Below are 26505 nucleotides of genomic sequence, written 5' to 3' on the forward strand. Positions count from 1 at the left end.
AATGTGTTTTACACAAACTGACATTTCGGATACCGCCGATTAATTACTTCGTAACAGCGATAAAGGACTGCAGCTGTGCCTCGCTCTGCAAACGCTGCTGCAGGGATGCCGCCTGCGACTTGCTGGCAAACGGCCCCATCTGAATACGCCAGACCGCGCCGTTTTGCTCAACGCGTCCTGGCACGCCAAACTGCTGGCTCAGACGCTGCTGATACTGCTGGGCACGGGCCCGATCGCTCACTGCGCCCACCTGGACGACAAAGCCGCCGCTGGCTGCTGCGGGAGCGGCAACGGCTGCGCTCTGGGTCGTGACCGGAGCCGTTACCGGGGCAGGCTGCTGCACGACGGGGGCGGCAACAGGGGCTGGCGTCGGCTCACTGCCCTCCAGCACGCCCGAGGCTAAGTTCGTTGGTGCGCCAAGGAAGCCGCTGCTTTTTACCGGTGCGCCAGTGGCATCATCGCTTTGCAGGGTGTCATTGCTGATTGGGCGTATTTCTCCCGCCGGCTGAGAAGGCTCTGCCGGCGAGGAGACGCTTCCCATGCCGCCGTCCAGATTTGGTCGGTCGGGGAGGGCATAGGTCTGTTTCGCCACCGTGGTACACGCGGTTCCCGGCCCGGAGAGCGAACCATCCTGCGCCACGATAATTGGGTCAATGCGAACTTTGGTGTTGTTCGAGGTATTCAGGCGATCGGCAGACGCGCGGGACAGGGAAATCACCCGGTCATTACCGTACGGGCCGCGGTCGTTAATACGAACGACGATCATACGGCCGTTAGCCAGATTGGTGATACGGGCGTAGCTAGGGATAGGTAGCGTCGGGTGCGCCGCAGTCAACTGCATTGGGTCAAATGTTTCACCCGATGCCGTCAGGTTACTGCCCGGCTCAGCATCATAAATGGCGGCAAAGCCAGCCTGGCTAAAGCGGGACGGATCCTGCACAATTTTGTAGCTTTTGCCGTCGCGCTCGTAATCCTGATTCGCGCTGGCATTCAGCGGTTCATAAACGGGATCGGCACCGCTGATTTCAACGATTGGGCCATTACACACCGCAGGCTGCGGCGGCGCGACGGTTGCCTGTTGCTGACCATCATCACTTGTACAGGCCGCAAGTAAACTTGCCGCAATGCAGATACCCAGCCACTGCTTACGCATTCCGATCCCCTTATTTTTATACGCTTTTTGACAACATTTTTCTGTGGGTGTGGATCGACATCACGATACCAAACCCGGCCATCAACACGATCAGTGCCGAGCCTCCGTAACTCACCAGCGGCAGCGGTACGCCTACCACCGGCAGAATACCACTCACCATACCAATATTTACGAAGACATAAACGAATAAAATCAACATCAGTCCGCCTGCCATGACGCGGCCGAAGGTGGTCTGCGCGCGGGCCGCAATCCACAAACCTCGCATGATGAGCAGCACGTAGAGCGCCAGCAGGATCAGGATGCCAACCAGTCCCAGCTCTTCCGCCAGTACCGCAAAGATAAAGTCGGTGTGGCGCTCGGGTAAAAACTCCAGCTGCGACTGGGTACCGTGCAGCCAGCCTTTACCGCGCAGGCCGCCGGAGCCAATCGCAATCTTGGACTGAATAATATGATAGCCCGCACCGAGCGGATCGGTTTCCGGATCGAGAAGCATCATGACGCGCTGGCGCTGGTAGTCATGCATCAGGAAGAACCACAGGATAGGGATAAACGCTGCAACCAGCACTACCGCGATACCAATCAGACGCCAGCTTAAGCCCGACAGGAACAGGACAAACAGGCCGGAGAGGGCGATAAGTATCGAGGTGCCGAGGTCAGGCTGCGCCGCAACCAGCAGTGTCGGCAGGAATATCAGCACCAGGGCGATAGCGGTATTTTTCAGCGACGGCGGACAGACGTCGCGGTTGATAAAGCGCGCCACCATCAGCGGGACTGCGATTTTGGCAATCTCCGAGGGCTGGAAACGGACTACGCCCAGATCCAGCCAGCGCTGTGCCCCTTTTGAGATGGCACCGAACGCATCTACCGCCACCAGCAAAATAATACAGAAAATGTAGAGATACGGCGCCCAGCCTTCATAGACGCGCGGCGGGATCTGCGCCATCACCACCATAATGACCAGACCCATCGCGATCTGGCCGATCTTGCGTTCCATCATGCCGATGTCCTGGCCGCTGGCGCTCCAGATAACCAGGGCGCTGTAAACCAGCAGGGCCAGCAGGATCAGCAGCATGGCTGGGTCGATGTGAATTTTATCCCACAGCGATTTTTTATTTGGATTATCCGTCATGATTATTGGTCCTCCGCCGCAGCGGCGGCCGGATTTTCAGCCGGCAGTTCGGTGTTGTTATCACCCAGCATAATGTGGTCCAGGATCTGGCGCATGATGGTCCCTACCGCCGGGCCAGCGCCGCCGTTCTCCAGAATCATTGCCACCGCCACCTGCGGGTTATCATAAGGGGCAAACGCCGTCATCAGCTTATGGTCACGCAGACGTTCGGCAATGCGGTGTGCGTTATAGGTTTCATTGGCTTTCAGGCCAAAGACCTGCGCCGTACCGGATTTCGCGGCCACTTTATATGGCGTACCGGCGAAATACTTGTGCGCGGTTCCGTTTGGACGGTTTGCCACACCGTACATACCGTCTTTCGCTATTTCCCAGAAGCCGGAATGGATGTCGCCTACCGGCGCTTCATGGGGCTGCACCCACGGCACTTTTTTGCCATCTTCAACGGTGCTTTGCAGCAGATGCGGAACTTTCACCACGCCGTCGTTAATGAGGATCATCATCGCTTTGTTCATCTGAAGCGGGGTGGCCGTCCAGTAGCCCTGACCGATACCCACCGGTATGGTGTCACCCTGATACCACGGCTTCTTGAAGCGCTTTAGTTTCCACTCGCGGGTTGGCATGTTGCCTGACCGTTCCTCAGCCAGATCCACGCCGGTGTAGTGTCCGTAGCCGAATTTGCTCATCCACTCAGACAGGCGGTCAATGCCCATGTCATACGCCACCTGGTAGAAGAAGGTATCCGCAGATTCTTCCAGAGATTTCGTAACGTTCAGATGGCCGTGGCCCCATTTCTTCCAGTCGCGATAGCGTTTTTCAGAGCCCGGTAGCTGCCACCAGCCCGGGTCAAACAGGCTGGTATTGCGGTTGATGACGCCCGCGCTCAGCGCCGAGACCGCCACGTACGGTTTAACCGTTGATGCCGGCGGGTAAACGCCTTGCGTGGCGCGGTTCACCAGCGGGGTGTTAGGGTCATTCAGCAGGCCGGAGTAGTCTTTGCTGGAGATGCCGTCAACAAAGAGGTTCGGGTCATAGCTTGGCATAGAAACCATCGCCAGAATGCCGCCGGTGCGCGGGTCGGTGACCACCACGGCGGCGCGGCTACCCGCCAGCAGGGTTTCAATATACTGCTGCAGTTTGAGATCGAGCGTCAGATAGACGTCGTGCCCCGCCTGAGGCGGCACTTCCTTAAGCTGGCGGATGACGCGGCCACGGTTGTTAACCTCAACTTCTTCATAGCCGGTCTGCCCGTGCAGGACATCTTCGTAGTAGCGTTCAATCCCCAGCTTGCCGATATCGTGCGTCGCGGCGTAGTTCGCCAGCTTGCCGTCTTTATCGAGGCGCTCGACGTCTTTATCGTTAATCTTGGAAACGTAGCCAATCACATGCGTCAGCGCGGATCCGTAAGGATAGTAGCGACGCTTGTAACCCTTCACTTCCACACCGGGGAAGCGGTACTGGTTCACCGCAAAACGGGCGACCTGGACTTCCGTCAGATTGGTTTTAACCGGAATGGAGGTGAAACGGTGAGAGCGGGCGCGCTCTTTTTTGAAGGCCGCGATATCATCATCGTTAAGATCGACAACGCTCCTTAGGGCTTCCAGCGTATTCTGCACGTTATCGACCTTCTCCGGCATCATCTCGACTTGATAGATGGTGCGGTTTAACGCCAGAGGGGTGCCGTTACGGTCGTAGATAATGCCGCGGCTGGGTGCGATAGGCACCAGCTTAATGCGGTTTTCGTTAGAACGCGTCTGGTAATCGGTAAAGCGGACAATTTGCAGATTATAAAGGTTGGCGATCAGCACGCCGGTAAGCAGCAAAATCCCCGTAAAGGCGACCAGCGCCCGGCGCACAAACAGCGCGGACTCAGCCGTATAGTCGCGAAAAGAATTCTGTAGTTTCATCCGCTGCTTAATCTACCCTGGTCAGTCATTACTCGCGGTGATAGGGGTGGTTGGTAGTAATGCTCCACGCGCGATACAAGCTTTCCGCCACCAGGACCCGCACGAGCGGGTGGGGCAGCGTCAGCGCAGAGAGAGACCAACTTTGTTCTGCTGCCGCTTTGCAGGCGGGGGATAACCCTTCAGGTCCGCCAATCAACAGACTGACGTCGCGGCCATCCTGCTTCCAGCGCTCCAGTTCATGCGCCAGCTGCGGCGTATCCCAGGGTTTACCTGGAATATCAAGGGTGACGATGCGGTTCTTGCCTGCGGCAGCAAGCATCAGTTCACCCTCTTTGTCGAGAATACGTTTGATATCCGCGTTCTTACCGCGCTTCCCGGCGGGGATCTCCACCAGTTCGAACGGCATGTCTTTGGGAAAACGACGCAGATATTCAGTAAAACCGGTTTGTACCCAGTCCGGCATTTTGGTGCCGACGGCGACCAGCTGCAACTTCACGCATTAACCCCAGAGTTTTTCCAGCTCATACAGGCGACGGCTCTCTTCCTGCATGACGTGGACAATCACATCGCCGAGGTCAACAACCACCCAGTCAGCGGTCGCTTCACCTTCAACGCCAAGCGGTAAGAGTCCTGCTGCGCGCGATTCCTGAACCACATGGTCGGCAATCGAAACAACATGACGCGTAGAGGTACCGGTGCAGATAATCATGCAGTCGGTAATACTGGATTTACCCTTAACGTCGATAGCGATGATGTCCTGACCTTTCAGGTCATCAATTTTGTCGATAACAAAATCCTGGAGTGCTTTACCCTGCAAGTTTTCCCCCTGGGTGAATGAGATTGTACAACTATGAATTCGTGGCCAGACAGTATACCTGAACTGACGCCCCTGTCGGGACAAATGTCACCGTCCGGGCTTTTGAAGGCGGGTATCATCCCACCCTCCGCCTGAGATTGCATCGCCATTTTTGTAAAACAATTTCTGTAAAGCAACGATCGGCGGGAAAGTCTGGCAGCGGAGGATAACAGTATGGCTTAACCTGTCAAGGCAGGATAATCAATATGCTGCTTTTTATGCCCTCCGGCTATTTATCTGCGGTTTTCTGATACAACCCGTGCGTATGAATATACGCCAGCACCGGGGCAGGCAGCAGATCGTCACAGGCTAAACCCTGCTGTAAACGTTCGCGAATAACGGTCGCAGAGATGTCGAACCACGGCGTCTCCGCCAGATAAATCTTCCCGGCGGGCTGGTTGTGAAGATGTTCAACATTATCGGTGAGATGGTCTTCAAGCCACTGCTGATATTGCGCTTCGCGCATGGTCAGCGGGTAGCCCGGACGGCGGCAGACGAGCAGGTGGCTGTTTCCCAGAATGGTTTCATACTTGTGCCACGTGGGGAAGTTGAGCAGGGAGTCCTGACCGATGATAAAGGCGAGCGGCTGGTCAGGCCCTTGCTCGGCCCGCCACTCCTGCAGCGTTTGCGACGTCCATGAGGGGGTGTCGCGACGCAATTCCCGTTCATCCAGCCTGAAGAGCGGCTTATCCGCGATAGCCAGAGCGAGCATCTCTTTGCGCTGCTCGCTGGTTGCTTCAGGCTGGGGGCGGTGCGGCGGAACATTATTGGGCATGATGGTAACGCGCTGCAGGCCGATCAGATTTGCCAGAATTTCTACCGGCTTCAGATGCCCGTAGTGTACCGGGTCAAAGGTGCCGCCATACAGGGCCTGTAAAGAGTGCATACTATCCATCAATAAATACGTCAGCCAGTGCCTTGTGGCAGAGCAGCAGGGAAAGGCTTTCCAGCTCCGCCCACACCGACTGGCCGTAATCTTGTTTTAGGGTAAGCTCGGCGCGCATCAGAAGCTGCACCGCCTGGCGCAGCTGTTCATGGCTCAGGCGGTTGATGGCCTCGGTGGTCATTGCCCGCCGGTTTTGCCACACCCGGTGTTTATCAAACAGGGAGCGTAACGGCGTATGGGCCGACTGGCGCTTGAGCGTTATCAGCAGCAACAGTTCGCGCTGCAGCGTGCGCAGCAGGATGACGGGTTCACTGCCCTCCAGGCGCAGCTGCTGGAGAATATGCAGGGCGCGTTTGCTTTTCGCCGACAACAGAGCATCCACCCAGTGGAACGGCGTGAAGTGTGCGGCATCGTTAACGGCCTGCTCAACGCGCGGTAAGGTCAGCTTGCCGTCCGGCCAGAGCAGGGAGAGCCTGTCCAGCGCCTGTGCCAGGGCCAGCAGGTTGCCTTCATAGCAGTAGCAGAGCAGTTGGTTCGCCGCATCGTCCAGTTGAAGGTTGTGCTGCTTCGCTCTCGCGGCGACCCATTTAGGCAGGTGCGCCTGCTCAGGCGTCTGGCACGTGACCAGCACCGCGTGGGTCGCGAGCTGGGTGAACCATGCCGCGTTTTCCTGCGCTTTGGTGAGCTTGCTGCCGCGCACAATTAACAGCAGATCGCTGTGTAACAGGCTGACCAGCGTGGCGAGTTGCTCATTGATGGCAGCGTTAGGGCCGTTCTCCGGCAGCAGGATCTGGATTGTCTGGCGCGACGCAAAAAGGCTCATCGCCTGACAGAGTGAGAAGAGGGCGTTCCAGTCGGTGGCGTTATCCACCTGAACGGTATGGTGTTCATCAAAGCCCTGAGCCGCGGCCGCATGACGCACAGCATCCAGGCTTTCCTGAAGTAGTAACGGGTCGTTTCCGAGCAGCAGATACGCCGCGCGCAGCCCTTCATTGAGCTGCGCGCGGAGTTGTTCAGGATACAGCCTGATCATCATTTACCCAGAGAGGTAGAAACAGGAGGCGTACTGGCATCCGGTTTTTCAATAATGTCAGAGCCTTCTCGGTTAGACGCTGCAATACCCGGCAGTTTGCGGATCAGCTGTTCCGCCGCCTTGTCGTACATTTCGTTGATGATAATCTGCTGTTCGGCATCTTTTGCCAGCGCGGTTTGCGGGTTATCAAAGAACGAACGATACACTTTTGCGCTGATCGGATAGATGTCTTTACCCGGGATCAGTACAGCCGCGTTGACCGACAGCACCATCTGATATTCAGCCGTGCGGCCGTCCTGGAAGATGGACGCCGTATCCTGGCCCAGCGTCATTCCCAGTACGCGCAGAGACGGTACATCCTGGCGCAGCGTACCTTTCTCAACAAGCTCAACGCCGTTCAGGCGCAGCTGATTACGAATGGCCCGGCTGAGCGGTCCGTTTGGATCCCCGGAATCAAAGATCATTGTTTTCATCTCAGCAGGCACCGCCGTGGTGTTGCGCAGATGCCAGCCACAGCCAGCGGTGACAAGCACCGCCAAAGATAAGAGTATTGTTGCCAGTTGTCGCACGTTTCCTCCCGCGCTTAGCCAACGACCAGATTGAGCAGTTTACCCGGTACGTAGATCGCTTTACGTAAGGTAACGCCCTCAAGATATTTCGCAACCAGAGGTTCCTGGCCCGCGCGCTCGCGAACCTGATCTTCAGTTGCATCGACCGCCACGGTAATTTTACCACGGACTTTGCCGTTGACCTGGACCACCACCAGCGTGGTGTTTTCCACCATCGCTGCTTCGTCAGCCACCGGCCACGGCGCGTTGTCGATATCGCCTTCGCCTTTCAGCTCCTGCCACAGGGTGAAGCTGACGTGTGGCGTGAACGGGTTAAGCATGCGAACCACGGCCAGCAGCGCTTCACGCATGATGGCACGATCCTGCTCGCCGTCCTGCGGGGCTTTCGCCAGCTTGTTCATCAGTTCCATAATAGCCGCAATTGCGGTATTGAAGGTCTGACGACGACCAATATCATCGGTCACTTTCGCGATCGTTTTATGAACATCACGACGCAGCGCCTGCTGGTCTTCGCTCAGCGCATCGGCGTTCAGTGCCGGAGCATCACCCTGTGCGGTATGTTCGTACACCAGCTTCCAGACGCGTTTCAGGAAGCGGTTCGCGCCTTCTACGCCGGATTCCTGCCACTCAAGGGTCATATCAGCCGGAGAAGCAAACATCATGAACAGACGTACGGTGTCCGCGCCGTAACGCTCAACCATCACCTGCGGGTCGATACCATTGTTTTTAGACTTGGACATCTTGCTCATGCCGGTATAAACCAGTTCATGGCCTTCAGCGTCTGTCGCCTTCACGATACGGCCTTTCTCGTCGCGCTCAACGATCGCATCAACCGGAGAAACCCAGTTACGCTCTCCGTTCGCGCCAACGTAGTAGAAGGCGTCTGCCAGCACCATACCCTGGCACAGCAGCTGTTTAGCGGGCTCGTCAGAGTTCACCATGCCGGCATCGCGCATCAGCTTATGGAAAAAGCGGAAGTAGAGCAGGTGCATGATGGCGTGTTCGATACCACCAATATAGATATCTACCGGCAGCCAGTAGTTGGCGGCGTCAGAATCCAGCATGCCTTCTTTGTACTGCGGGCAGGTGTAGCGCGCGTAGTACCAGGAGGACTCCATAAAGGTATCGAAGGTGTCGGTTTCACGCAGCGCAGGCTGGCCGTTGACGGTGGTTTTAGCCCACTCAGGATCGGCTTTGATCGGGCTGGTGATGCCGTCCATAACCACGTCTTCCGGCAGGATCACGGGCAGCTGATCTTCAGGCGTTGGCATGACGGTGCCGTCTTCCAGGGTCACCATTGGAATTGGCGCACCCCAGTAACGCTGACGGGAGACGCCCCAGTCGCGCAGACGGAAGTTCACTTTACGCTCGCCCACGCCCAGTGAGGCCAGCTTATCGGCGATGGCGTTGAAGCCCTCTTCGAAGCTGAGGCCGCTGAACTCACCGGAGTTGAAGAGGGTGCCTTTTTCGGTCAACGCCTGCTCGGACAGGTCAGGTTCAGAACCATCGGCGGCCAGAATAACGGCTTTAATCGGCAGGTTGTATTTGGTGGCAAACTCGTAGTCGCGCTGATCGTGGCCCGGAACGGCCATGACTGCACCTGTACCGTACTCCATCAGAACGAAGTTTGCAGCCCAGACCGGGATCGCTTCGCCCGTCAGCGGGTGCTTAGCATAGAAGCCCGTCGCAACGCCTTTTTTCTCCATCGTCGCCATGTCGGCTTCGGCCACTTTCGTGTTGCGGCATTCGTCGATGAAGGTCGCCAGTTCCGGGTTGTTCTCTGCTGCTTTCTGCGCCAGCGGGTGACCTGCGGCCACGGCCAGATAGGTCGCACCCATGAAGGTATCCGGACGGGTGGTGTAGACGGTCAGGGTCTGGTCGTAGTTCTCAACGTTGAAGGTAATTTCCACGCCTTCAGAACGGCCGATCCAGTTGCGCTGCATGGTCTTAACGGTGTCAGGCCAGTGATCCAGCGTATCCAGATCGTTCAGCAGTTCGTCAGCGTAAGCGGTGATTTTGATAAACCACTGCGGGATCTCTTTACGCTCAACTTTGGTGTCGCAGCGCCAGCAGCAGCCGTCGATAACCTGCTCGTTCGCCAGAACGGTCTGGTCATTCGGGCACCAGTTAACGGCAGAGGTCTTCTTATACACCAGGCCTTTTTTGTACAGCTCGGTGAAGAACTTCTGCTCCCAGCGGTAGTATTCCGGGGTACAGGTCGCCAGCTCGCGGCTCCAGTCATAGCCGAAGCCCAGCATTTTGAGCTGGTTTTTCATGTACGCGATGTTGTCGTACGTCCACGGTGCCGGAGCGGTATTGTTTTTCACCGCTGCGCCTTCTGCAGGCAGGCCGAACGCATCCCAGCCGATTGGCTGCAGAACGTTTTTGCCCAGCATGCGCTGGTAACGGGCGATCACATCACCGATGGTGTAGTTACGCACGTGGCCCATGTGTAGTCGACCAGAAGGATAGGGAAGCATCGACAGGCAGTAATACTTCTCTTTGCTCTCGTCTTCGGTTACTTCAAAGGTGCGCTTCTCGTCCCAGTGTTGCTGGACTTTTGATTCTATCTCTTCCGGGCGGTATTGCTCTTGCATGGCAGCCAGTGGTCCTGTGTTCAATACAGCTACAAAAATGTAGCCAATGGATGTGGTAATTCAGATCCGCATAGCATAGCCCAAACGCCCGCGTCAAAACAGCCTTTCGCGCAATTGCACTTTGCAGGAATTTACCGGGTCTGTGCTTCACCTGACAAAGCGGCGGCGAAATAAGGTCTATTATTAGAAATAGTTACTTACCCGGGAGGCAAAATGATGAACAAGGTTGCTCAATTTTACCGCGAACTGGTGGCGATACTGACGGAACGGCTGCGTAACGGCGAGCGCGATATTGACGCGCTGGTCGAACAGGCGCGTGAACGGGTGACGCAAACGGGTGAGTTAACGCGAACCGAAGTGGAAGAGGTGACGCGCGCCGTACGCCGCGATCTGGAAGAGTTCGCGCGCAGCTACGAAGAGAACCAGGATGAGATCGCCGACAGCGTCTTTATGCGGGTGATCAAAGAGAGCCTGTGGCAGGAGCTGGCGGATATTACCGATAAAACCCAGCTGGAGTGGCGCGAGGTGTTCCAGGATTTAAATCATCACGGCGTGTACCAGAGCGGTGAAGTGGTGGGGCTGGGGAATCTGGTGTGCGAGAAGTGCCATCACCATATTGCGGTATATACGCCGGATGTGTTGCCGCTGTGCCCGAAGTGCGGGCACGATCAGTTCCAGCGTCGCCCGTTTGAGCCATAGGTAAAAGCGCAGTTTAGTTCCCTCTCCCCGTGGGAGAGGGCCAGGGTGAGGGCGTCAGGCCGCACAATAGTAAGCAAGTCTTTCCGCCAGCAAATCCACAAACGCCTCCCGGTCGATATCCACCATCAGCGTCGTATTCGGTTTATTTCCCGTCAGCGAATAGTAATCCACCACCGTCATCCCCTGGGTATATTTCCCCTGCGTCTCCACGCCAACCCATCTGTCCACCGAGGTAAACATTTCAGGCTTCAGCAGCCAGGCGATGGTGCACGGGTCATGCAGCGGCGCGCCGTGAAAGCCCCATTTCTCGGCTTTGTGATACTCCATAAAGAAGTCGAGCAGCTCGGCTACGGTTGTCGCAACCGGGTTGCCCACGGCGCGGAAGCGCTCAATATCGTCTGCCATAATCTGTGCCCGATGCGTCACGTCCAGCCCCGCCATCACAATCGGCAGGCCCGACTGGAAGACGATCTCCGCCGCTTCCGGATCAACAAAGATGTTGAATTCGGCCGCAGGCGTCCAGTTCCCCAGCCCCATTGATCCGCCCATGATGACGATACGGGCGATGTTGCTGTGCAGTTCAGGATGGCTGTTCAGCAGGAGCGCAACGTTAGTCTGGGGGCCGGTCGCCACCAGGGTGACGGGTTCTGCACTTTCACGTAGCACCTTCGCCATCAGCTCCACCGCGGTGCAGTTTTGCGGTGTGAAACCTGGCTCCGGCAGCGCCGGGCCATCCAGCCCGCTTTCACCGTGAACGTTGTCGGCAATGATCAGCTCGCGCATCAGCGGCTTAACGGCGCCGCCTGCGACAGGAATATCGGTGCGTTTCAGCAGCGTCAGCATTCGTAAAACGTTGCGCAGGGTTTTGTCCGGCGTCTGATTTCCCGCGGACGAGGTGACCGCTTTCACGTCCAGTTCAGGGGAGGCAAGCGCGAGGACGAGCGCGATCGCGTCATCATGACCCGGATCGCAGTCGAGAATTATAGGGTGTGCCATAGCGTTCTCCATTCTTAGCATTATTTTGTGACAAGGTTAACGCTGCGATGTGACGCCGAATAGAAAAAGAGATCTAAAGCGTGAAGCAGTGCGCAATCCGCAGATTGCGCACCGAGAAGATTAGTGCAGAATTTTCGCGAGGAAATCTTTGGCGCGTTCGGATTTCGGGTTGGCGAAGAACTCTTCTTTCGGTGAGTCTTCGACAATTTTCCCTTCGTCCATGAAGATCACGCGGTTGGCCACTTTACGGGCGAAGCCCATTTCGTGCGTCACCACCATCATGGTCATCCCTTCGTGCGCCAGCTCGACCATCACGTCCAGCACTTCGTTGATCATTTCTGGATCGAGCGCTGACGTGGGCTCATCGAACAGCATCGCCACCGGATCCATGCACAGTGCGCGCGCAATCGCCACACGCTGCTGCTGGCCGCCGGAAAGCTGTGCCGGGAACTTATCGGCATGTGCAGAAAGCCCCACGCGCTCCAGAAGCTTGAGCCCCTTTTCGCGCGACGCTTTTTTATCACGCTTGAGCACTTTGACCTGAGCCAGCGTCAGGTTCTCAATTATGGACAGATGAGGGAACAGCTCAAAATGCTGGAACACCATGCCGACGTGAGAGCGAAGCTGGGCCAGGTTGGTTTTCTTGTCGTTCACTTTCGTGCCGTTAACAACAATTTCGCCCTGCTGCACAGGCTCCAGACCATTAACCGTTTTGATCAGCGTAGACTTACCGGAACCGGACGGCCCGCACACCACCACCACATCGCCTTTTTTGACTTCGGTGGAGCAGTCGGTCAGCACCTGAAAGTGCCCATACCATTTAGAAACATTTTTCAGGGAAATCATTATACCGTCCTTTTCTTCAGCCAGCTGACCAACAGCGACGCGCTTAAACTAATCACAAAATAGACCGCACCCGCGAAGAGCACCATCTCGACCTGCGTACCATCACGTTCACCTATGGTCGACGCGGTACGGAAGAAGTCCGCCAGACTCAGAACGTAAACCAGAGAGGTATCCTGGAACAGCACGATACCCTGGGTCAGCAGGAGCGGAACCATGGCGCGAAACGCCTGAGGCAGAATGATGAGCTGCATGGACTGCCAGTGCGTCATTCCCAGCGCCAGCGCGGCGCTGGACTGCCCACGGGAGATACTCTGGATACCCGCACGGATAATCTCTGAATAGTAAGCGGCCTCAAACATCGAGAACGCCACCATCGCAGAGATCAGGCGGATGTCGGTTTTCGGCGACAGTCCCAGCACATTCTGTAAGAAGCCTGGAACAATCAGGTAAAACCACAGCAGCACCATCACCAGCGGGATGGAGCGGAAGACGTTAACGTAGGCAGTCGCAAACCAGGCGAGCGGCTTAAAGCTCGACAGGCGCATGACGGCCAGCAGGGTGCCCCAGACGATACCCACGACGATAGCGATCGCGGTGATCTTTAGGGTAATCACCAGGCCATCGAGCAGGTAAGGCATGGATGGAACAATAGAACTCCAGTCAAATTCGTACATTATTTGCCTCCCAGATTGCCCGGCAGGCGTACTTTGCGTTCAACCAGGTTCATCACCAGCATGATGAAAGCGTTAATCAGAACATACGCGAGCGTGATCGCGGTGAAGGATTCCCACGCGTGAGCGGAGTAATCCAGCAGCTTGCCCGCCTGTGCAGCCATATCCACCAGGCCGATGGTTGAGGCGATGGCCGAGTTTTTCACCAGGTTCATCATCTCAGAGGTCATCGGTGGAACGATAACGCGGTAGGCGTTAGGCAGCAGCACGTAGCGGTAGGTTTGTGGCAGGGTCAGGCCCATCGCCAGGCCCGCATTTTTTTGTCCGCGTGGCAATGACTGAATGGCGGCTCGCACCTGCTCGCAAACGCGCGCAGCGGTAAACAGCCCCAGACACATCATGGAGGAGACAAAGAACTGCACGTTCGGATCCAGCTCCGACTTGAACCACATGCCAATATTTTCCGGCAGCAGTTCCGGGATGACCAGATACCAGGTAAAGAACTGCACGATGAGCGGAACGTTACGGAACAGTTCCACATACAGTGTGCCAATTGTTGAAAGAAAACGGTTAGGGACGGTTCGCAGAATACCGAACAGCGAACCGACAAGAAACGCGATGATCCACGCCGTTATCGATAATGCCACGGTAACCTGAAAGCCGCTCCACAGCCAGCCAAGATAGGTGGTGTTGCCGAACGGGGCTTGTTGCAGGAAGATGCCCCAGTTCCAGTCTATTGACATAATAAACTCCAGAAAAAAGAGGGTAGCAGCGCTACCCTCGAAGATTGGTGAGAAGCTCTTTTTTCGCGCTGAGTGGGGAACGACCACTCAGCGTATATGTCTGTCCATGCTTCCCGACAATCGAGAGGGCAGGAGATCCCGCCCCTGTTGTTCTAATTAGTTAAGAGCCTTGTCATTTGGAGATTTGAACAGCGCTTTCATATCGTCAGACAGTTCAAAGTTCATATTGAGATTTTTTGGTGGAATCGGGTTCTTAAACCACTTGTCGAACCATTTTTCCGCTTCGCCGGAGGTCTGCACCTGGGCGATAGTGTCATCGATCAGCTTTTTGAACTGCGGATCGTCTTTACGCAGCATGCAGCCGTAGGCTTCTTTGGACTGCGCGGTACCGACGATATCCCAGTTGTCTGGTTTCTTCGCCTTCGCACGTTCGCCCGCCAGCAGGGCGTCATCCATCATAAACGCGACGGCACGACCGCTTTCAAGCGTACGGAAGGAGTCGCCATGGTCTTTCGCGCTGATGATGCGCATATCCATTTTCTTCTCGTCGTTCAGCTTGTGCAGCAGGACTTCAGAAGTGGTACCGGAGGTCACAACGACCGCCTTGCCTTTCAGGTCCGCAAAATCTTTGATTGCTCCGCCCTTCTTGGTCAGCAGACGGGTGCCCACGACAAAGATGGTGTCAGAGAAGGCCGCCTGTTTTTGACGCTCGAGGTTGTTAGTGGTGGAACCACACTCGAAGTCAAAGGTGCCGTTTTGCAGCAGTGGAATACGGTTCTGTGAAGTGATTGGGATCAGCTTCACCTGCAGGTCAGGTTTGTTCAGCTTTTTCTTCACAGCTTCAACGATAGCGTTGGAGTAATCCTGTGAATAGCCCACGACTTTTTGAGTGTTGTCGTAGTAAGAGAACGGGACGGAAGATTCACGGTGGCCGACCACGATGACGCCGTTTTTGGCAATCTTGTCGAGAGTGCTGCCTGCTGCCGGAGCGTCTTCAGCGTGAACCACGCCTGCGGACATTCCCATAACCAGCATTGCTGTGGCCAGTTTACGTAATTGCATACCCAACTCCTTTCTTATCAGCGCCAGTGACGCATAGATACCCATTGTGATGTTGTTATATCTCGCGCAATGCGAGTGCAGTGTTATGCAAGCTTGTTAACATTTAGTCTGGCTTAATGTAAAGATTTTGCTGCGTTATTGTTTATTTTTGCGAAGCGCGCCGCACCATGCAGAGGCAATAATCTCCCGTTGCACCGTTTCGGTGCTAGCGACGATCTACACTGGTGCGACAAGGTTGCACGTTAAGCCAGACAGCGTTTACGTGAATAAATAAAGCAACAGGCGTGCCAGAATTGAAGATTGGGAGGAAATTGCCGGGTAAGGCGCAGCCGCCACCCGGCATCAGAAGGCAAGATTATTTATGACGCTGACGCAGGCTCATCAGCACGGCGCCAAAGCCGAACAGCGCGGTCAGGATCCACAGCGGCCAGTTGCCGGTGCGGGCGTACGGCGTCAGGCCCGTGGTTGGCGTGACTTTGGTTGTCAGCACTTCACGGGTGAACTGCGGGATCATGGCCTGGATTTCGCCCTTCGGGCCAATCACGGCGGTGATGCCGTTATTGGTGCTACGCAGCAGCGGACGCGCCAGCTCCAGAGAACGCATGCGCGCCATCTGGAAGTGCTGCCACGGGCCGATTGATTTACCGAACCACGCATCGTTGGAGATGGTCAGCAGATAGTCGGTGTCCGGGCGGAAGTTATCGCGTACCTGCTCGCCGAGGATGATTTCGTAGCAGATGGCGGCCGTCAGGGCCAGACCGTGCGCGTGGAGCTGGGGCTGAACGTACGGACCGCGGCTGAAGGAGGACATCGGCAGGTCAAAGAACGGTGCCAGCGGACGCAAAATAGACTCCAGCGGCACAAATTCACCGAACGGCACGAGGTGGTTCTTGTTGTACCGGTCGGTGGAGTGGTAGCTATATTCGCTGTCTTTGCCGAGCGTAATAATGGTGTTGTAGGTGTCGTAGCGGTTCTGCTGATTCAGGCGCGCATCAACAATGCCGGTAATCAGGGTGCTGCCGCGCGCCACCAGCAGATCGTTCATCATGTTGAGGAACGGCTGCTGGTTAATTTCCAGATCGGGAATAGCGGATTCTGGCCAGATAATCAGCTGTGATTTGCCCATCACCTCTTCGGTGGCGTTGGCGTAGATCTTCAGCGTGTTCAGCAGCTCTTTTTCGTCCCACTTCATGGACTGCGGGATATTCCCCTGCACCATGGAAACCTGCATGGCGCGTTCGGGCTCGGGCGTGAACCACTGGATATAGCGCAGCGGGAAGGGCAGGGCGAACAGCACCAGGGCCACAGCCAGCGGCTTCCAGCCGCGCGTGACCAGCGCCAGTACCAGCAGGCCGCTCACCACCATCAGCAGGAAGTTAATGGCTTCAACGCCCATTACCGGTGCCAGACCTTTCAGCGGGCCGTCAATCTGGCTGTAGCCGAACTGCAGCCACGGGAAGCCGGTCAGCACCCAGCCGCGCAGGAACTCGGTAATCTGCCAGACCACTGGCGCGGCAATGGCGACACGCAGCCAGGTGGTTTTAGGCCACAGGCGAGAGAGAATTCCGGCGAACAGACCGGTATAGAGCGAGAGATAGGCGGCTAGCAGGACGACCAGGAAGACGTTAACCGGCCCCGGCATCCCGCCAAACTGTGCGATGCTGACGTAGACCCAGTTAATGCCGGAGCCAAATAGCCCCAGCCCCCAGAAGTAGCCGATCGCAGCGGCCTGTACCGGACGACGATTCAGGGTTAACCCCTGAAGCCCCATCAGGGAGAGAATGGCCGCGGGCCAGATATCGTAAGGAGAAAAAGCCAGCGTACCGCTGGCTCCGAGTAACGGCGCCAGCAGCAAACGGACGCGCTGGCGTTCAAGCAATGGGGCAAATGCCATTTACATTAATCTTCCAGTTTTGGCACCGGTGAATCGTCCGGCGTTCTGACGTGAACCTGTATAATACGTCGGCTGTCGGCCATTGCCACTTTGAACTGGTAACCGTCGATGTCAACGGTCTCACCGCGCGCCGGAAGATGGCCAAAGGCCTGCATCACCAGCCCGCCAATGGTATCGACCTCTTCATCGCTGAAGTGGGTACCGAAGGCGTCGTTGAAATCTTCAATCGAGGCCAGCGCGCGCACGGTCCAGGTGTGGCGACTAAGCTGACGGAAGTCGATATCTTCTTCTTCGTCGTACTCGTCTTCGATTTCGCCCACGATCAGCTCAAGAATATCTTCGATCGTGACAAGACCTGAGACACCGCCGAATTCATCAATAACAATCGCCATGTGGTAACGCTGAGAGCGAAACTCTTTCAGCATCCGATCCACACGTTTACTTTCCGGCACGACCACGGCCTGGCGTAACACTTTTTCCATGCTGAAGGCTTCGGCATCGCTGCGCATAAACGGCAGCAGATCTTTGGCCATCAAAATCCCTTCGATGTGATCTTTATCTTCGCTGATGACCGGGAAACGCGAGTGGGCGGATTCGATGATCACATCGAGGCACTCGTCCAGCGTCTGGTTACGTTTCAGGGTGATCATCTGCGAGCGGGGGATCATGATGTCGCGGACGCGCTGGTCGGCAATGTCCATGACCCCTTCGAGCATTTCGCGCGTATCTTCGTCGATAAGGTCGTTCTGCCCGGAATCACGAATCAGCTCCAGCAGTTCATCACGGTTTTTCGGCTCGCCGTGGAAAAGCTGGTTCAGAATGAGGGAGAAAAATCCCTTTTTACTGGTTGTCGTGTCGCTACTGTGTGAATTGTCGTCGCTCATGGCGTTTGTTAAGGGTTCTCTTGTTAGTTCAATGTTAACCGCCGCGCTATGTCCCTGCGCGGCGGCATGGTAGTCAGTAACTGACTATTCTTTCTCGGCAATGTACGGATCCTCATAGCCCAGAGCAAGCATTATCTCTGTCTCGAGGGATTCCATCTCTTCCGCTTCGTCATCTTCAATATGGTCGTAACCCAGAAGATGCAGGCTACCGTGCACCACCATATGTGCCCAGTGCGCTTCCAGCGGCTTTTGCTGCTCTTTGGCCTCCTGCTCAACCACCTGACGGCAGATGATCAGATCCCCCAGCAGCGGCATCTCAATGCCAGGAGGGGCTTCGAACGGGAAAGAGAGCACGTTGGTTGGCTTATCTTTCCCGCGGTAGGTCAGGTTGAGCTCATGGCTTTCTGCTTCATCCACCAGGCGAATCGTGACCTCTGATTCTTCCTGAAACTGGGGGATAACGGCATCCAGCCATTTATGAAACTGTGCCTCTTCTGGCATGCCGGAATTATCTTCACAGGCCAGCTGTAAATCGAGGATCACCTGACTCATTTCTGTTCTTGCTCCTGCGCTTCGCGCTTACGTTCTGCGGCCTGTTCGGCCCTGCGTTTTTGATCCGCCTCTTCCCAGGCTTCATAGGCGTTAACGATGCGCGCGACCACCGGGTGGCGAACGACGTCTTCACTGTGGAAGAAGTTAAAGCTAATTTCGTCTACCTCTGACAGCACCTCAATGGCGTGGCGCAGGCCTGATTTAGTGCTGCGCGGCAGGTCGATCTGGGTAACGTCACCGGTGATCACCGCTTTCGAGTTGAAGCCGATACGCGTCAGGAACATTTTCATCTGTTCGATGGTGGTGTTCTGGCTTTCATCGAGAATGATGAACGCGTCGTTGAGCGTGCGGCCGCGCATGTAGGCGAGCGGGGCCACTTCGATCACGTTACGTTCGATCAGCTTCTCCACTTTCTCGAAGCCGAGCATTTCAAACAGCGCGTCGTACAGCGGGCGCAAATAGGGGTCCACTTTCTGACTCAAATCGCCCGGCAGGAAGCCGAGTTTTTCACCCGCTTCAACGGCAGGACGGGTCAGCAGGATGCGACGGATCTCCTGACGCTCCAGCGCATCCACCGCAGCGGCAACCGCCAGATAGGTTTTACCCGTCCCCGCCGGACCCACGCCGAAGGTGATGTCATGGTCAAGAATGTTGGCGATGTACTGTGCCTGGTTAGGCGTACGCGGCTTGATGACGCCACGCTTGGTCTTGATATTGATTGCCTTGCCGTAGTCCGGCACGCTTTCCGCGCTCTGCTCAAGCACGCGCGCCTCTTTAATGGCGAGGTGGATCTGTTCCGGCTCGATATCCTGAATTTCGCCGCGCATCGGGGCGGTATCGACATACAGGCTGCGCAGAATATCTGCTGCCGCGTTGACGCAGATAGGGCGTCCGGTGAGTTTGAAATGGTTATCGCGACGATTGATTTCGATACCCAGACGTCGCTCCAGTTGTTTGATGTTGTCATCAAACGGCCCGCACAGGCTCAGCAGGCGAGCGTTGTCTGCGGGCTCAAGGCTAATTTCACGCGTATCTATGTTCAAACTGTTCCTCTTTAAATGGTTAACTGACCCGCTGCCATACGGCGCAATAGAACGGTCATTACCGAAATTATTCACGCCACAGAATAAAGGCGCAAGCGTTGCGGTAGATATTGGGGGTGATGAGAGGAAATACAAGGCCTGCCGAAGAGGCAGGCCTGAAGGATCAAGGCTGGTAAATCCCAACGCCAGAATCGTTTTCTTTGCGGGTACGAGAAATAACGGATTCCGGTGACTCGGCAATACGCAGGCCCATTTCGTCCTCGGTGCGTACCACCTTCGCGCGCAGCGAGTTGGTCAGCACTTCGACAATTTCGACATCCACAAATTTACCGATCATGTCCGGGGTGCCTTCGAAGTTCACAACGCGGTTGTTCTCGGTACGACCGGACAGCTCCATGATGCTCTTGCGGGAGGTGCCTTCCACCAGAATGCGCTGGACGGTGCCGAGCATGCGGCGGCTCCAGGCGTTGGCCTGCTGGTTGATGCGTTCCTGAAGAATATACAGACGCTGCTTTTTCTCTTCTTCCGGCACGTCGTCAACCATGTCGGCCGCAGGCGTGCCAGGACGCGCTGAGAAGATGAAACTGTAGCTGACGTCAAAGTTCACTTCACCGATGAGCTTCATGGTGCGCTCGAAGTCATCAGCGGTTTCGCCTGGGAAGCCGACGATAAAGTCAGAGCTAATCTGGATATCCGGGCGCGCTTCGCGCAGCTTGCGGATGGTGGATTTGTACTCCAGCACCGTATGCGGGCGGCCCATCAGGTTCAGCACGCGGTCAGAGCCGCACTGAATCGGCAGGTGCAGGAAGCTCACCAGCTCTGGCGTATCGCGATAGACGTCAATAATGTCGTCGGTAAACTCCATCGGATGGCTGGTGGTAAAGCGAATACGGTCAATGCCGTCAATCGCGGCTACCAGGCGCAGCAGTTCGGCAAAGCTGCCGGTGGTGCCGTCGTAGTTCTCGCCGCGCCAGGCGTTAACGTTCTGGCCCAGCAGGTTCACTTCGCGAACGCCCTGTGCGGCAAGCTGCGCAATTTCAAACAGAATGTCGTCCGCAGGGCGGCTGACCTCTTCACCGCGGGTGTAAGGCACCACGCAGTAGGTACAGTATTTGTTGCAGCCTTCCATGATCGAGACGAAGGCGGTCGGGCCATCGGCGCGCGGCTCTGGCAGACGGTCAAATTTCTCGATCTCCGGGAAGCTGACGTCAACGACAGGGCTACGGTTGCCGCGAACCTGATTGATCATCTCCGGCAGGCGGTGCAGGGTCTGAGGACCAAAGACGATATCCACATACGGGGCTCTCTGGCGGATCAGCTTACCTTCCTGCGACGCGACGCAGCCACCGACGCCAATGATCAGGTCCGGATTTTTCCGTTTGAGAAGCTTCCAGCGGCCTAACACATGAAAGACTTTTTCCTGTGCTTTTTCACGAATTGAACAGGTGTTCAGCAGCAGCACATCGGCTTCTTTCGCATTTTCAGTCAGCTGGTATCCGTGGGTGGTATCCAGCAGATCGGCCATCTTGGATGAATCGTATTCGTTCATCTGACAGCCCCAGGTTTTTATATGGAGTTTTTTAGTCATCGACTTGCTCAGCTCAGGATTGCAAGCCGCGTATTGTAATGCTTTGGTGGGGTTGTGACCAGTATGAAGGTTGTGTGTCTCAGGACCGCAAAAATCCGGTAAACTTAAGGGATTCTCCAATAAGGAAAATTGACCATGACACTCCAACACACCGAAGTTGCCGTTGTCGGCGGCGGTATGGTCGGCGGCGCGCTGGCGCTGGGGCTTGCGCAGCAGGGATTTGATGTAACCGTTATTGAACAGGCGGCTCCCCCGGCATTCGTTCCCGCCAGCAAACCGGACGTGCGCATTTCCGCCATCAGCGCGGCGTCCGTCGATCTGCTGCGTGGCCTGGGCGTCTGGGAGGCGGTGCAGGCGATGCGCGCGCACCCTTACAGCCGCCTTGAAACCTGGGAGTGGGAAAATGCCCACGTGTCGTTTGACGCCGCCGAGCTGAAGCTGCCGCGCCTGGGCTATATGGTGGAAAATAACGTGCTCCAGCTGGCGCTCTGGCAGGCGCTGGAGGCACATCCGAAGGTGACGCTGCGTATGCCTGCGTCACTTAAGGCACTGCATCCTCATGAAAGCGGCTATTTGCTGACGCTCGACAGCGGCGATGAACTGGCCGTGAAGCTGGTCGTCGGGGCCGATGGCGCTAACTCGCAGGTCAGGGAGATGGCGGGTATTGGGGTTCATGCCTGGCAATATCAGCAATCCTGCATGTTAATCACCGTTCAGTGTGAGAATGCGCCGGGCGAAAGCACCTGGCAGCACTTTACTCCGAACGGCCCGCATGCATTCTTGCCGCTGTTTGATAACTGGGCTTCTCTGGTGTGGTACGACAAACCGGCGCGCATTCGCCAGCTGCAGGGGCTGTCGATGGAGCAGTTGCAGCGCGAGATCCTGCTTCACTTCCCGAGCCGCCTTGGCAACGTGACGCCAGTCACCGCAGGTGCATTCCCGCTCACGCGCCGTCATGCTTTACAGTATGCCCGAGAAGGGCTGGCGCTGGTGGGCGATGCGGCACACACCATCCACCCGCTGGCGGGGCAGGGAGTCAACCTTGGATACCGTGACGTCGATGCGTTACTGGACGTGCTGGGCAACGCACGCGCTCACGCGGAAGCCTGGGCCAGCCATCAGGTACTGAAGCGCTACCAGACGCGCCGTATGGCGGATAACTTCATCATGCAGTCAGGGATGGATCTGTTCTATGCCGGTTTCAGCAATGACCTGGCCCCGGTGCGCATTCTGCGTAACATTGGCTTAATGGCGGCAGAGCGTGCCGGTGGGCTGAAGCGTCAGGCCCTGAAATACGCCCTCGGACTCTAATCTTAATTCCCTCTCCCGTGGGAGTGTACGGTCCGGGGACATAGTGAACACTTGTTCGGGGACATGGTAGACACTTACAACTGAGGCATAAGAACCCGTTTATGGAGTCGCTTATGCCCTGGGATGCGAGAGATACCATGTCATTACGTACCGAGTTTGTGCTGTTCGCCTCGCAGGACGGGGCGAACATCCGTTTCCTCTGCCGTCAGTTCGGCATTTCTCCTGCCACCGGCTACAAGTGGCTTCAGCGCTGGGCTGAGGAAGGTGCCTCCGGTCTTCGGGACCGCTCCCGCGCACCTCATCATTCCCCGAACCGCTCATCTGACGACATCACCGCCCTGCTGCGCATGGCCCATGAGCGCCATGAACGCTGGGGCGCACGCAAGATTAAGCGCTGGCTCGAAGACCAGGGGCACCGTATGCCCGCCTTCAGCACCGTCCATAATCTGATGGCCCGTCACGGTCTGCTGCCGGGCGCATCACCGGGCGTTCCGGCTACGGGACGGTTCGAACACGACGCGCCGAATCGCCTCTGGCAGATGGATTTTAAGGGCCACTTTCCCTTTGGCGGTGGCCGCTGCCATCCGCTCACCCTGCTGGATGACCACTCCCGTTTTTCCCTGTGCCTGGCGCACTGTACCGATGAACGGCGCGAGACCGTGCAGCAGCAGCTGGTCAGCGTGTTTGAACGCTACGGCCTGCCGGACAGGATGACGATGGACAACGGCTCACCGTGGGGCGACACCACCGGCACCTGGACGGCGCTGGAGCTGTGGCTGATGCGCCACGGTATCCGGGTGGGGCACTCCCGGCCTTATCATCCGCAGACGCAGGGCAAGCTGGAGCGTTTTCACCGCAGCCTGAAGGCGGAAATGCTGCAGGGAAAATGGTTCGCGGACAGCGGAGAGCTGCAGCGCGCTTTCGATCACTGGCGCACGGTGTACAACCTTGAACGCCCGCACGAGGCGCTGGATATGGCGGTACCGGCCTCGCGTTATCAGCCGTCTGCCCGGCAGTACAGCGGCAGCGTAACGCCACCTGAATACGATGAAGGGGTGAAGGTCAGGAAAGTGGATGTCAGCGGAAAGCTGAGCATACAGGGTGTCAGTCTGAGCGCAGGCAAGGCGTTCAGAGGAGAACGGGTCGGGCTGAGGGAGACGCAGGATGACGGCTGCTATGAAGTGTGGTGGTACAGCACGAAAGTGGGGGTGATCGACCTGAAGAAAAAGTCGATCACCATGGGTAAAGGATGTTAAAAAGTGTTCACCATGTCCCCGAACACCTGTCTACCATGTCCCCGGACTGTACAGGAGAGGGGTAGGGTGAGAGCATCAGGCCGCGCTATTCTGAGCAACAAAAACAAAAAAGCCCGCAGAGCGGGCTTGTTTGTTTTAAGTGGCTGGGGTGCAGGGATTCGAACCCCGGAATGCTGGTATCAGAAACCAGAGCCTTACCGCTTGGCGACACCCCAATTGCGTTAAACAGACTGCTTAACGACTTTTAAATTGGCTGGGGTACGAGGATTCGAACCTCGGAATGCCGGAATCAGAATCCGGTGCCTTACCGCTTGGCGATACCCCAACAATTTTTTATTACCGAAACAAATCGATAATCTTAATTTGGTGGCTACGACGGGATTCGAACCTGTGACCCCATCATTATGAGTGATGTGCTCTAACCAACTGAGCTACGTAGCCAGTACTGCAGTCTTCGATGGCTGGGGTACCTGGATTCGAACCAGGGAATGCCGGTATCAAAAACCGGTGCCTTACCGCTTGGCGATACCCCAATACCGCGGAGAACCGCAAAATCGAAGAAATATGGCTGGGGTACCTGGATTCGAACCAGGGAATGCCGGTATCAAAAACCGGTGCCTTACCGCTTGGCGATACCCCATCCGTGCAACGCTTACCCGGGAATGGTGCGGGAGGCGAGACTTGAACTCGCACACCTTGCGGCGCCAGAACCTAAATCTGGTGCGTCTACCAATTTCGCCACTCCCGCAAAAAGATGGTGGCTACGACGGGATTCGAACCTGTGACCCCATCATTATGAGTGATGTGCTCTAACCAACTGAGCTACGTAGCCATCTTTTTTTCGCGTTACCTTATCGGCGTTGCGGGGCGCATTATGCGTATAGACCCTTGCAGCGTCAACACCTTTTTCAACGAAAATAGCCGGAATGTGACTGTTTGGTTAGGTTGCGAACAGCGTGACCGAATATTCGGCAATTATTGGTTATTAATCGATTTTTGGTGGTGAAATGTGAGGCAAAAAAAACAGGCCCCTTAGGAGCCTGTTTGAAATCGTTGTGATTATTTGTAGGCGGACTGGTGAACGCCTACCGCACGCCCCGATGGATCGTTCATCGCCTTGAAAGATTCATCCCATTCAATGGCTTTCGCGGATGAACAGGCCACTGACGGACCGCCAGGAACACACTCGGCAGCGCTCGGCACCGGGAACAGTTCTTCAAAGATCTCACGGTAGAGGTACGCTTCTTTCGAGCCCGGCGTGTTGTACGGGAAGCGGAAGCTTGCGGTTTCCAGTTGCTGGTCAGAAATCTGCTTCGCCGCCACCTCTTTCAGGGTGTCGATCCAGCTGTAGCCAACGCCATCAGAGAACTGCTCTTTCTGACGCCATGCCACGCTCGCCGGCAGGTAAGATTCAAAACATTCACGCAGGATATGTTTTTCCATTTTGCCGTTGCCGCACATTTTATCCTGCGGGTTGATGCGCATCGCCACGTCGAGGAATTTCTTATCCAGGAACGGCACGCGCGCTTCCACGCCCCAGGCCGACATCGCTTTGTTGGCACGGGCACAGTCGAACATATGCAGCGCCTGCAGCTTACGCACGGTCTCTTCATGCAGCTCTTTGGCGTTTGGCGCTTTATGGAAGTACAGGTAGCCGCCAAACACTTCGTCAGAACCTTCGCCGGAGAGCACCATCTTGATGCCCATCGCCTTGATCTTACGCGACATCAGGTACATCGGCGTGGAGGCGCGAATGGTGGTCACGTCATAGGTTTCAATGTGATAGATCACATCGCGGATCGCATCCAGACCTTCCTGCACGGTGAAGTGAATTTCATGGTGCACGGTGCCGAGGTGGTTTGCCACTTCCTGCGCGGCTTTCAGATCCGGTGCCCCTTCCAGGCCCACTGCAAAGGAGTGCAGCTGCGGCCACCAGGCCTCGGAGCGCTCCTGATCTTCCACGCGACGAGCCGCGAATTTCTTGGTGATCGCGGAGATCACGGAGGAGTCCAGACCGCCGGAGAGCAGTACGCCGTAAGGCACGTCTGACATCAGGTGGCTTTTCACGGAATCTTCCAGCGCCTGACGCAGCTCGGCTTTATCCGTCACGTTGTCTTTCACCGCGTCATAGTCAAACCAGTCGCGCTGGTAGTACGAACGGATTTCACCGTCTTTACTCCACAGATAGCTGCCCGCCGGGAACTCTTTGATGGTGCGGCAGACCGGTACCAGGGCTTTCATTTCGGACGCGACATAGAAGTTGCCGTGTTCATCGTGACCCATGTACAGCGGGATAATACCGATATGGTCACGGCCAATCAGGTAAGCGTCTTTTTCGCTGTCGTACAGCGCGAAGGCAAACATGCCCTGCAGGTCGTCGAGAAACTCGGGACCTTTCTCCTGATACAGCGCCAGGATCACTTCACAGTCAGAGCCGGTCTGGAAGGCGTAGCGGTCGCCGTACTCGGCGCGCAGCGCCTGATGGTTATAAATTTCACCGTTGACAGCCAGCGCGTGCGTTTTTTTCTCGTTATACAGCGGCTGTGCACCGGCGTTGACGTCAACAATAGACAGGCGTTCGTGAGCCAGAATCGCTTTGTCGCTGGCGTAAACGCCTGACCAGTCCGGGCCTCGATGGCGCATCAGGCGGGACAATTCGAGTGCTTTTTTACGCAGTTCGCCCGCGTCAGTTTTAATATCCAGTACGCCAAAAATTGAACACATAACCTTCTCCGTTAACCCTGTTGCATTGTGATGTTGCTTGCTTATGAAAATGCCGCAAAAGGGGGGAGGGGCGCAAGGGTTTTACGGGCCAAAACGGAAAAAGTGCAAT

At 56.3% G+C, this 26505-nt stretch carries 23 protein-coding genes and 7 tRNA genes; 3 read left to right on the forward strand and 27 right to left on the reverse strand.

What is annotated here, in order from left to right:
- Positions 1-43: 43 nt before the first annotated feature.
- The 9 genes from rlpA to leuS form a co-directional block, all read right to left on the reverse strand.
- A complete protein-coding gene (gene rlpA / locus IB212_RS06295; RefSeq protein WP_041910800.1) occupies positions 44-1153 on the reverse strand; it encodes an endolytic peptidoglycan transglycosylase RlpA in 1110 nt (369 codons plus the stop codon).
- A 16-nt stretch (positions 1154-1169) separates the two neighbouring features.
- Entirely contained in the window at positions 1170-2282 is a 1113-nt protein-coding gene (gene mrdB / locus IB212_RS06300) for a peptidoglycan glycosyltransferase MrdB (RefSeq protein ID WP_013097590.1), read from the reverse strand.
- Between the two features lie 2 nt (positions 2283-2284).
- Positions 2285-4186, reverse strand: coding sequence for a peptidoglycan DD-transpeptidase MrdA (gene mrdA, locus IB212_RS06305; protein WP_028012338.1), 1902 nt, complete (start codon positions 4184-4186; stop codon positions 2285-2287).
- A gap of 28 nt (positions 4187-4214) precedes the next feature.
- Positions 4215-4682, reverse strand: coding sequence for a 23S rRNA (pseudouridine(1915)-N(3))-methyltransferase RlmH (gene rlmH / locus IB212_RS06310; protein ID WP_003858701.1), 468 nt, complete (start codon positions 4680-4682; stop codon positions 4215-4217).
- Positions 4683-4685: 3 nt separating this feature from the next.
- The gene (gene rsfS / locus IB212_RS06315) at positions 4686-5003 is read right to left on the reverse strand and encodes a ribosome silencing factor (RefSeq protein ID WP_003858696.1); all 318 of its coding nucleotides are present in this window, start codon (positions 5001-5003) and stop codon (positions 4686-4688) included.
- A gap of 268 nt (positions 5004-5271) precedes the next feature.
- Positions 5272-5937 (reverse strand): nicotinate-nucleotide adenylyltransferase, encoded by a 666-nt coding sequence (gene nadD, locus IB212_RS06320; protein ID WP_041910798.1) that lies wholly within the window; start codon positions 5935-5937, stop codon positions 5272-5274.
- Positions 5930-6961, reverse strand: a complete 1032-nt coding sequence (gene holA / locus IB212_RS06325) for a DNA polymerase III subunit delta (protein ID WP_028012340.1) — start codon at positions 6959-6961, stop codon at positions 5930-5932. Before holA ends, nadD begins: the two co-directional genes overlap by 8 nt.
- Positions 6961-7530 carry an LPS assembly lipoprotein LptE gene (lptE, locus tag IB212_RS06330; protein WP_041910796.1) on the reverse strand — a complete coding sequence of 190 codons (570 nt, stop codon included), beginning with the start codon at positions 7528-7530 and terminating at the stop codon, positions 6961-6963. The genes holA and lptE overlap by 1 nt, the downstream gene beginning before the upstream one ends.
- A 14-nt stretch (positions 7531-7544) precedes the next feature.
- Complete coding sequence (gene leuS / locus IB212_RS06335) at positions 7545-10127, reverse strand: leucine--tRNA ligase (RefSeq protein WP_045630866.1); 2583 nt, start codon at positions 10125-10127, stop codon at positions 7545-7547.
- 216 nt (positions 10128-10343) lie between these two features.
- Here leuS and IB212_RS06340 point away from each other — a divergent pair, with 216 nt between their 5' ends.
- Positions 10344-10826 (forward strand): zinc ribbon-containing protein, encoded by a 483-nt coding sequence (locus IB212_RS06340; RefSeq protein ID WP_041912041.1) that lies wholly within the window; start codon positions 10344-10346, stop codon positions 10824-10826.
- A gap of 54 nt (positions 10827-10880) precedes the next feature.
- Here IB212_RS06340 and rihA read toward each other — a convergent pair whose 3' ends face one another.
- From rihA to miaB, 10 genes are all read right to left on the reverse strand, one after another.
- Positions 10881-11822, reverse strand: coding sequence for a pyrimidine-specific ribonucleoside hydrolase RihA (gene rihA / locus IB212_RS06345; RefSeq protein WP_041910792.1), 942 nt, complete (start codon positions 11820-11822; stop codon positions 10881-10883).
- A gap of 120 nt (positions 11823-11942) precedes the next feature.
- On the reverse strand, positions 11943-12668 hold the full coding sequence (locus tag IB212_RS06350; protein WP_014883001.1) for an amino acid ABC transporter ATP-binding protein: 726 nt from the start codon (positions 12666-12668) through the stop codon (positions 11943-11945).
- Positions 12668-13342, reverse strand: coding sequence for a glutamate/aspartate ABC transporter permease GltK (gltK, locus tag IB212_RS06355; protein WP_028012346.1), 675 nt, complete (start codon positions 13340-13342; stop codon positions 12668-12670). The genes IB212_RS06350 and gltK overlap by 1 nt, the downstream gene beginning before the upstream one ends.
- On the reverse strand, positions 13342-14082 hold the full coding sequence (locus tag IB212_RS06360) for an amino acid ABC transporter permease (protein WP_028012347.1): 741 nt from the start codon (positions 14080-14082) through the stop codon (positions 13342-13344). Before IB212_RS06360 ends, gltK begins: the two co-directional genes overlap by 1 nt.
- 156 nt (positions 14083-14238) lie before the next feature.
- On the reverse strand, positions 14239-15144 hold the full coding sequence (locus IB212_RS06365) for an amino acid ABC transporter substrate-binding protein (RefSeq protein WP_014831086.1): 906 nt from the start codon (positions 15142-15144) through the stop codon (positions 14239-14241).
- 355 nt (positions 15145-15499) lie between these two features.
- Positions 15500-17038 (reverse strand): apolipoprotein N-acyltransferase, encoded by a 1539-nt coding sequence (gene lnt / locus IB212_RS06370; protein ID WP_188245976.1) that lies wholly within the window; start codon positions 17036-17038, stop codon positions 15500-15502.
- Positions 17039-17043: 5 nt separating this feature from the next.
- On the reverse strand, positions 17044-17922 hold the full coding sequence (corC, locus tag IB212_RS06375; protein ID WP_021242574.1) for a CNNM family magnesium/cobalt transport protein CorC: 879 nt from the start codon (positions 17920-17922) through the stop codon (positions 17044-17046).
- A gap of 84 nt (positions 17923-18006) precedes the next feature.
- Positions 18007-18474 carry an rRNA maturation RNase YbeY gene (ybeY, locus tag IB212_RS06380; protein WP_041910787.1) on the reverse strand — a complete coding sequence of 156 codons (468 nt, stop codon included), beginning with the start codon at positions 18472-18474 and terminating at the stop codon, positions 18007-18009.
- The gene (locus IB212_RS06385; protein WP_028012349.1) at positions 18471-19517 is read right to left on the reverse strand and encodes a PhoH family protein; all 1047 of its coding nucleotides are present in this window, start codon (positions 19515-19517) and stop codon (positions 18471-18473) included. Before IB212_RS06385 ends, ybeY begins: the two co-directional genes overlap by 4 nt.
- Positions 19518-19680: 163 nt before the next feature.
- On the reverse strand, positions 19681-21105 hold the full coding sequence (gene miaB / locus IB212_RS06390) for a tRNA (N6-isopentenyl adenosine(37)-C2)-methylthiotransferase MiaB (protein ID WP_028012350.1): 1425 nt from the start codon (positions 21103-21105) through the stop codon (positions 19681-19683).
- A gap of 135 nt (positions 21106-21240) precedes the next feature.
- On the opposite strand from miaB, the gene ubiF reads away from it, so the two are divergent.
- Positions 21241-22416 carry a 3-demethoxyubiquinol 3-hydroxylase gene (ubiF, locus tag IB212_RS06395; protein ID WP_041910785.1) on the forward strand — a complete coding sequence of 392 codons (1176 nt, stop codon included), beginning with the start codon at positions 21241-21243 and terminating at the stop codon, positions 22414-22416.
- Between the two features lie 101 nt (positions 22417-22517).
- Complete coding sequence (locus IB212_RS06400; RefSeq protein WP_081752978.1) at positions 22518-23672, forward strand: IS481 family transposase; 1155 nt, start codon at positions 22518-22520, stop codon at positions 23670-23672.
- Positions 23673-23812: 140 nt separating this feature from the next.
- Here the strand turns inward: IB212_RS06400 and IB212_RS06405 are convergent.
- The 8 genes from IB212_RS06405 to asnB form a co-directional block, all read right to left on the reverse strand.
- Positions 23813-23887 (reverse strand) — tRNA-Gln (locus IB212_RS06405).
- Positions 23888-23922: 35 nt separating this feature from the next.
- Positions 23923-23997 (reverse strand) — tRNA-Gln (locus IB212_RS06410).
- A 39-nt stretch (positions 23998-24036) separates the two neighbouring features.
- Positions 24037-24113: transfer RNA gene (locus IB212_RS06415), tRNA-Met, on the reverse strand.
- 17 nt (positions 24114-24130) lie between these two features.
- Positions 24131-24205: transfer RNA gene (locus IB212_RS06420), tRNA-Gln, on the reverse strand.
- Positions 24206-24237: 32 nt separating this feature from the next.
- Positions 24238-24312, reverse strand: a tRNA-Gln gene (locus IB212_RS06425).
- A 23-nt stretch (positions 24313-24335) separates the two neighbouring features.
- Positions 24336-24420: transfer RNA gene (locus tag IB212_RS06430), tRNA-Leu, on the reverse strand.
- 7 nt (positions 24421-24427) lie between these two features.
- Positions 24428-24504: transfer RNA gene (locus IB212_RS06435), tRNA-Met, on the reverse strand.
- 227 nt (positions 24505-24731) lie between these two features.
- Entirely contained in the window at positions 24732-26396 is a 1665-nt protein-coding gene (gene asnB / locus IB212_RS06440; RefSeq protein ID WP_041910781.1) for an asparagine synthase B, read from the reverse strand.
- Between the last annotated feature and the right edge of the window lie 109 nt (positions 26397-26505).

It is taken from the genome of Enterobacter sp. E12 (assembly GCF_014596715.2).
In the GTDB taxonomy this organism is placed as follows: domain Bacteria; phylum Pseudomonadota; class Gammaproteobacteria; order Enterobacterales; family Enterobacteriaceae; genus Enterobacter; species Enterobacter bugandensis.

Coding starts and splice junctions, on each gene's coding strand:
- rlpA (WP_041910800.1), bottom strand. CDS start 1,153: ATGCGTAAGCAGTGGCTGGGTATCTGCATTGCGGCAAGTTTACTTGCG.
- mrdB (WP_013097590.1), bottom strand. CDS start 2,282: ATGACGGATAATCCAAATAAAAAATCGCTGTGGGATAAAATTCACATC.
- mrdA (WP_028012338.1), bottom strand. CDS start 4,186: ATGAAACTACAGAATTCTTTTCGCGACTATACGGCTGAGTCCGCGCTG.
- nadD (WP_041910798.1), bottom strand. CDS start 5,937: ATGGATAGTATGCACTCTTTACAGGCCCTGTATGGCGGCACCTTTGAC.
- holA (WP_028012340.1), bottom strand. CDS start 6,961: ATGATCAGGCTGTATCCTGAACAACTCCGCGCGCAGCTCAATGAAGGG.
- leuS (WP_045630866.1), bottom strand. CDS start 10,127: ATGCAAGAGCAATACCGCCCGGAAGAGATAGAATCAAAAGTCCAGCAA.
- IB212_RS06340 (WP_041912041.1), top strand. CDS start 10,344: ATGAACAAGGTTGCTCAATTTTACCGCGAACTGGTGGCGATACTGACG.
- rihA (WP_041910792.1), bottom strand. CDS start 11,822: ATGGCACACCCTATAATTCTCGACTGCGATCCGGGTCATGATGACGCG.
- IB212_RS06350 (WP_014883001.1), bottom strand. CDS start 12,668: ATGATTTCCCTGAAAAATGTTTCTAAATGGTATGGGCACTTTCAGGTG.
- gltK (WP_028012346.1), bottom strand. CDS start 13,342: ATGTACGAATTTGACTGGAGTTCTATTGTTCCATCCATGCCTTACCTG.
- IB212_RS06360 (WP_028012347.1), bottom strand. CDS start 14,082: ATGTCAATAGACTGGAACTGGGGCATCTTCCTGCAACAAGCCCCGTTC.
- IB212_RS06365 (WP_014831086.1), bottom strand. CDS start 15,144: ATGCAATTACGTAAACTGGCCACAGCAATGCTGGTTATGGGAATGTCC.
- lnt (WP_188245976.1), bottom strand. CDS start 17,038: ATGGCATTTGCCCCATTGCTTGAACGCCAGCGCGTCCGTTTGCTGCTG.
- corC (WP_021242574.1), bottom strand. CDS start 17,922: ATGAGCGACGACAATTCACACAGTAGCGACACGACAACCAGTAAAAAG.
- ybeY (WP_041910787.1), bottom strand. CDS start 18,474: ATGAGTCAGGTGATCCTCGATTTACAGCTGGCCTGTGAAGATAATTCC.
- miaB (WP_028012350.1), bottom strand. CDS start 21,105: ATGACTAAAAAACTCCATATAAAAACCTGGGGCTGTCAGATGAACGAA.
- ubiF (WP_041910785.1), top strand. CDS start 21,241: ATGACACTCCAACACACCGAAGTTGCCGTTGTCGGCGGCGGTATGGTC.
- IB212_RS06400 (WP_081752978.1), top strand. CDS start 22,518: ATGGAGTCGCTTATGCCCTGGGATGCGAGAGATACCATGTCATTACGT.
- asnB (WP_041910781.1), bottom strand. CDS start 26,396: ATGTGTTCAATTTTTGGCGTACTGGATATTAAAACTGACGCGGGCGAA.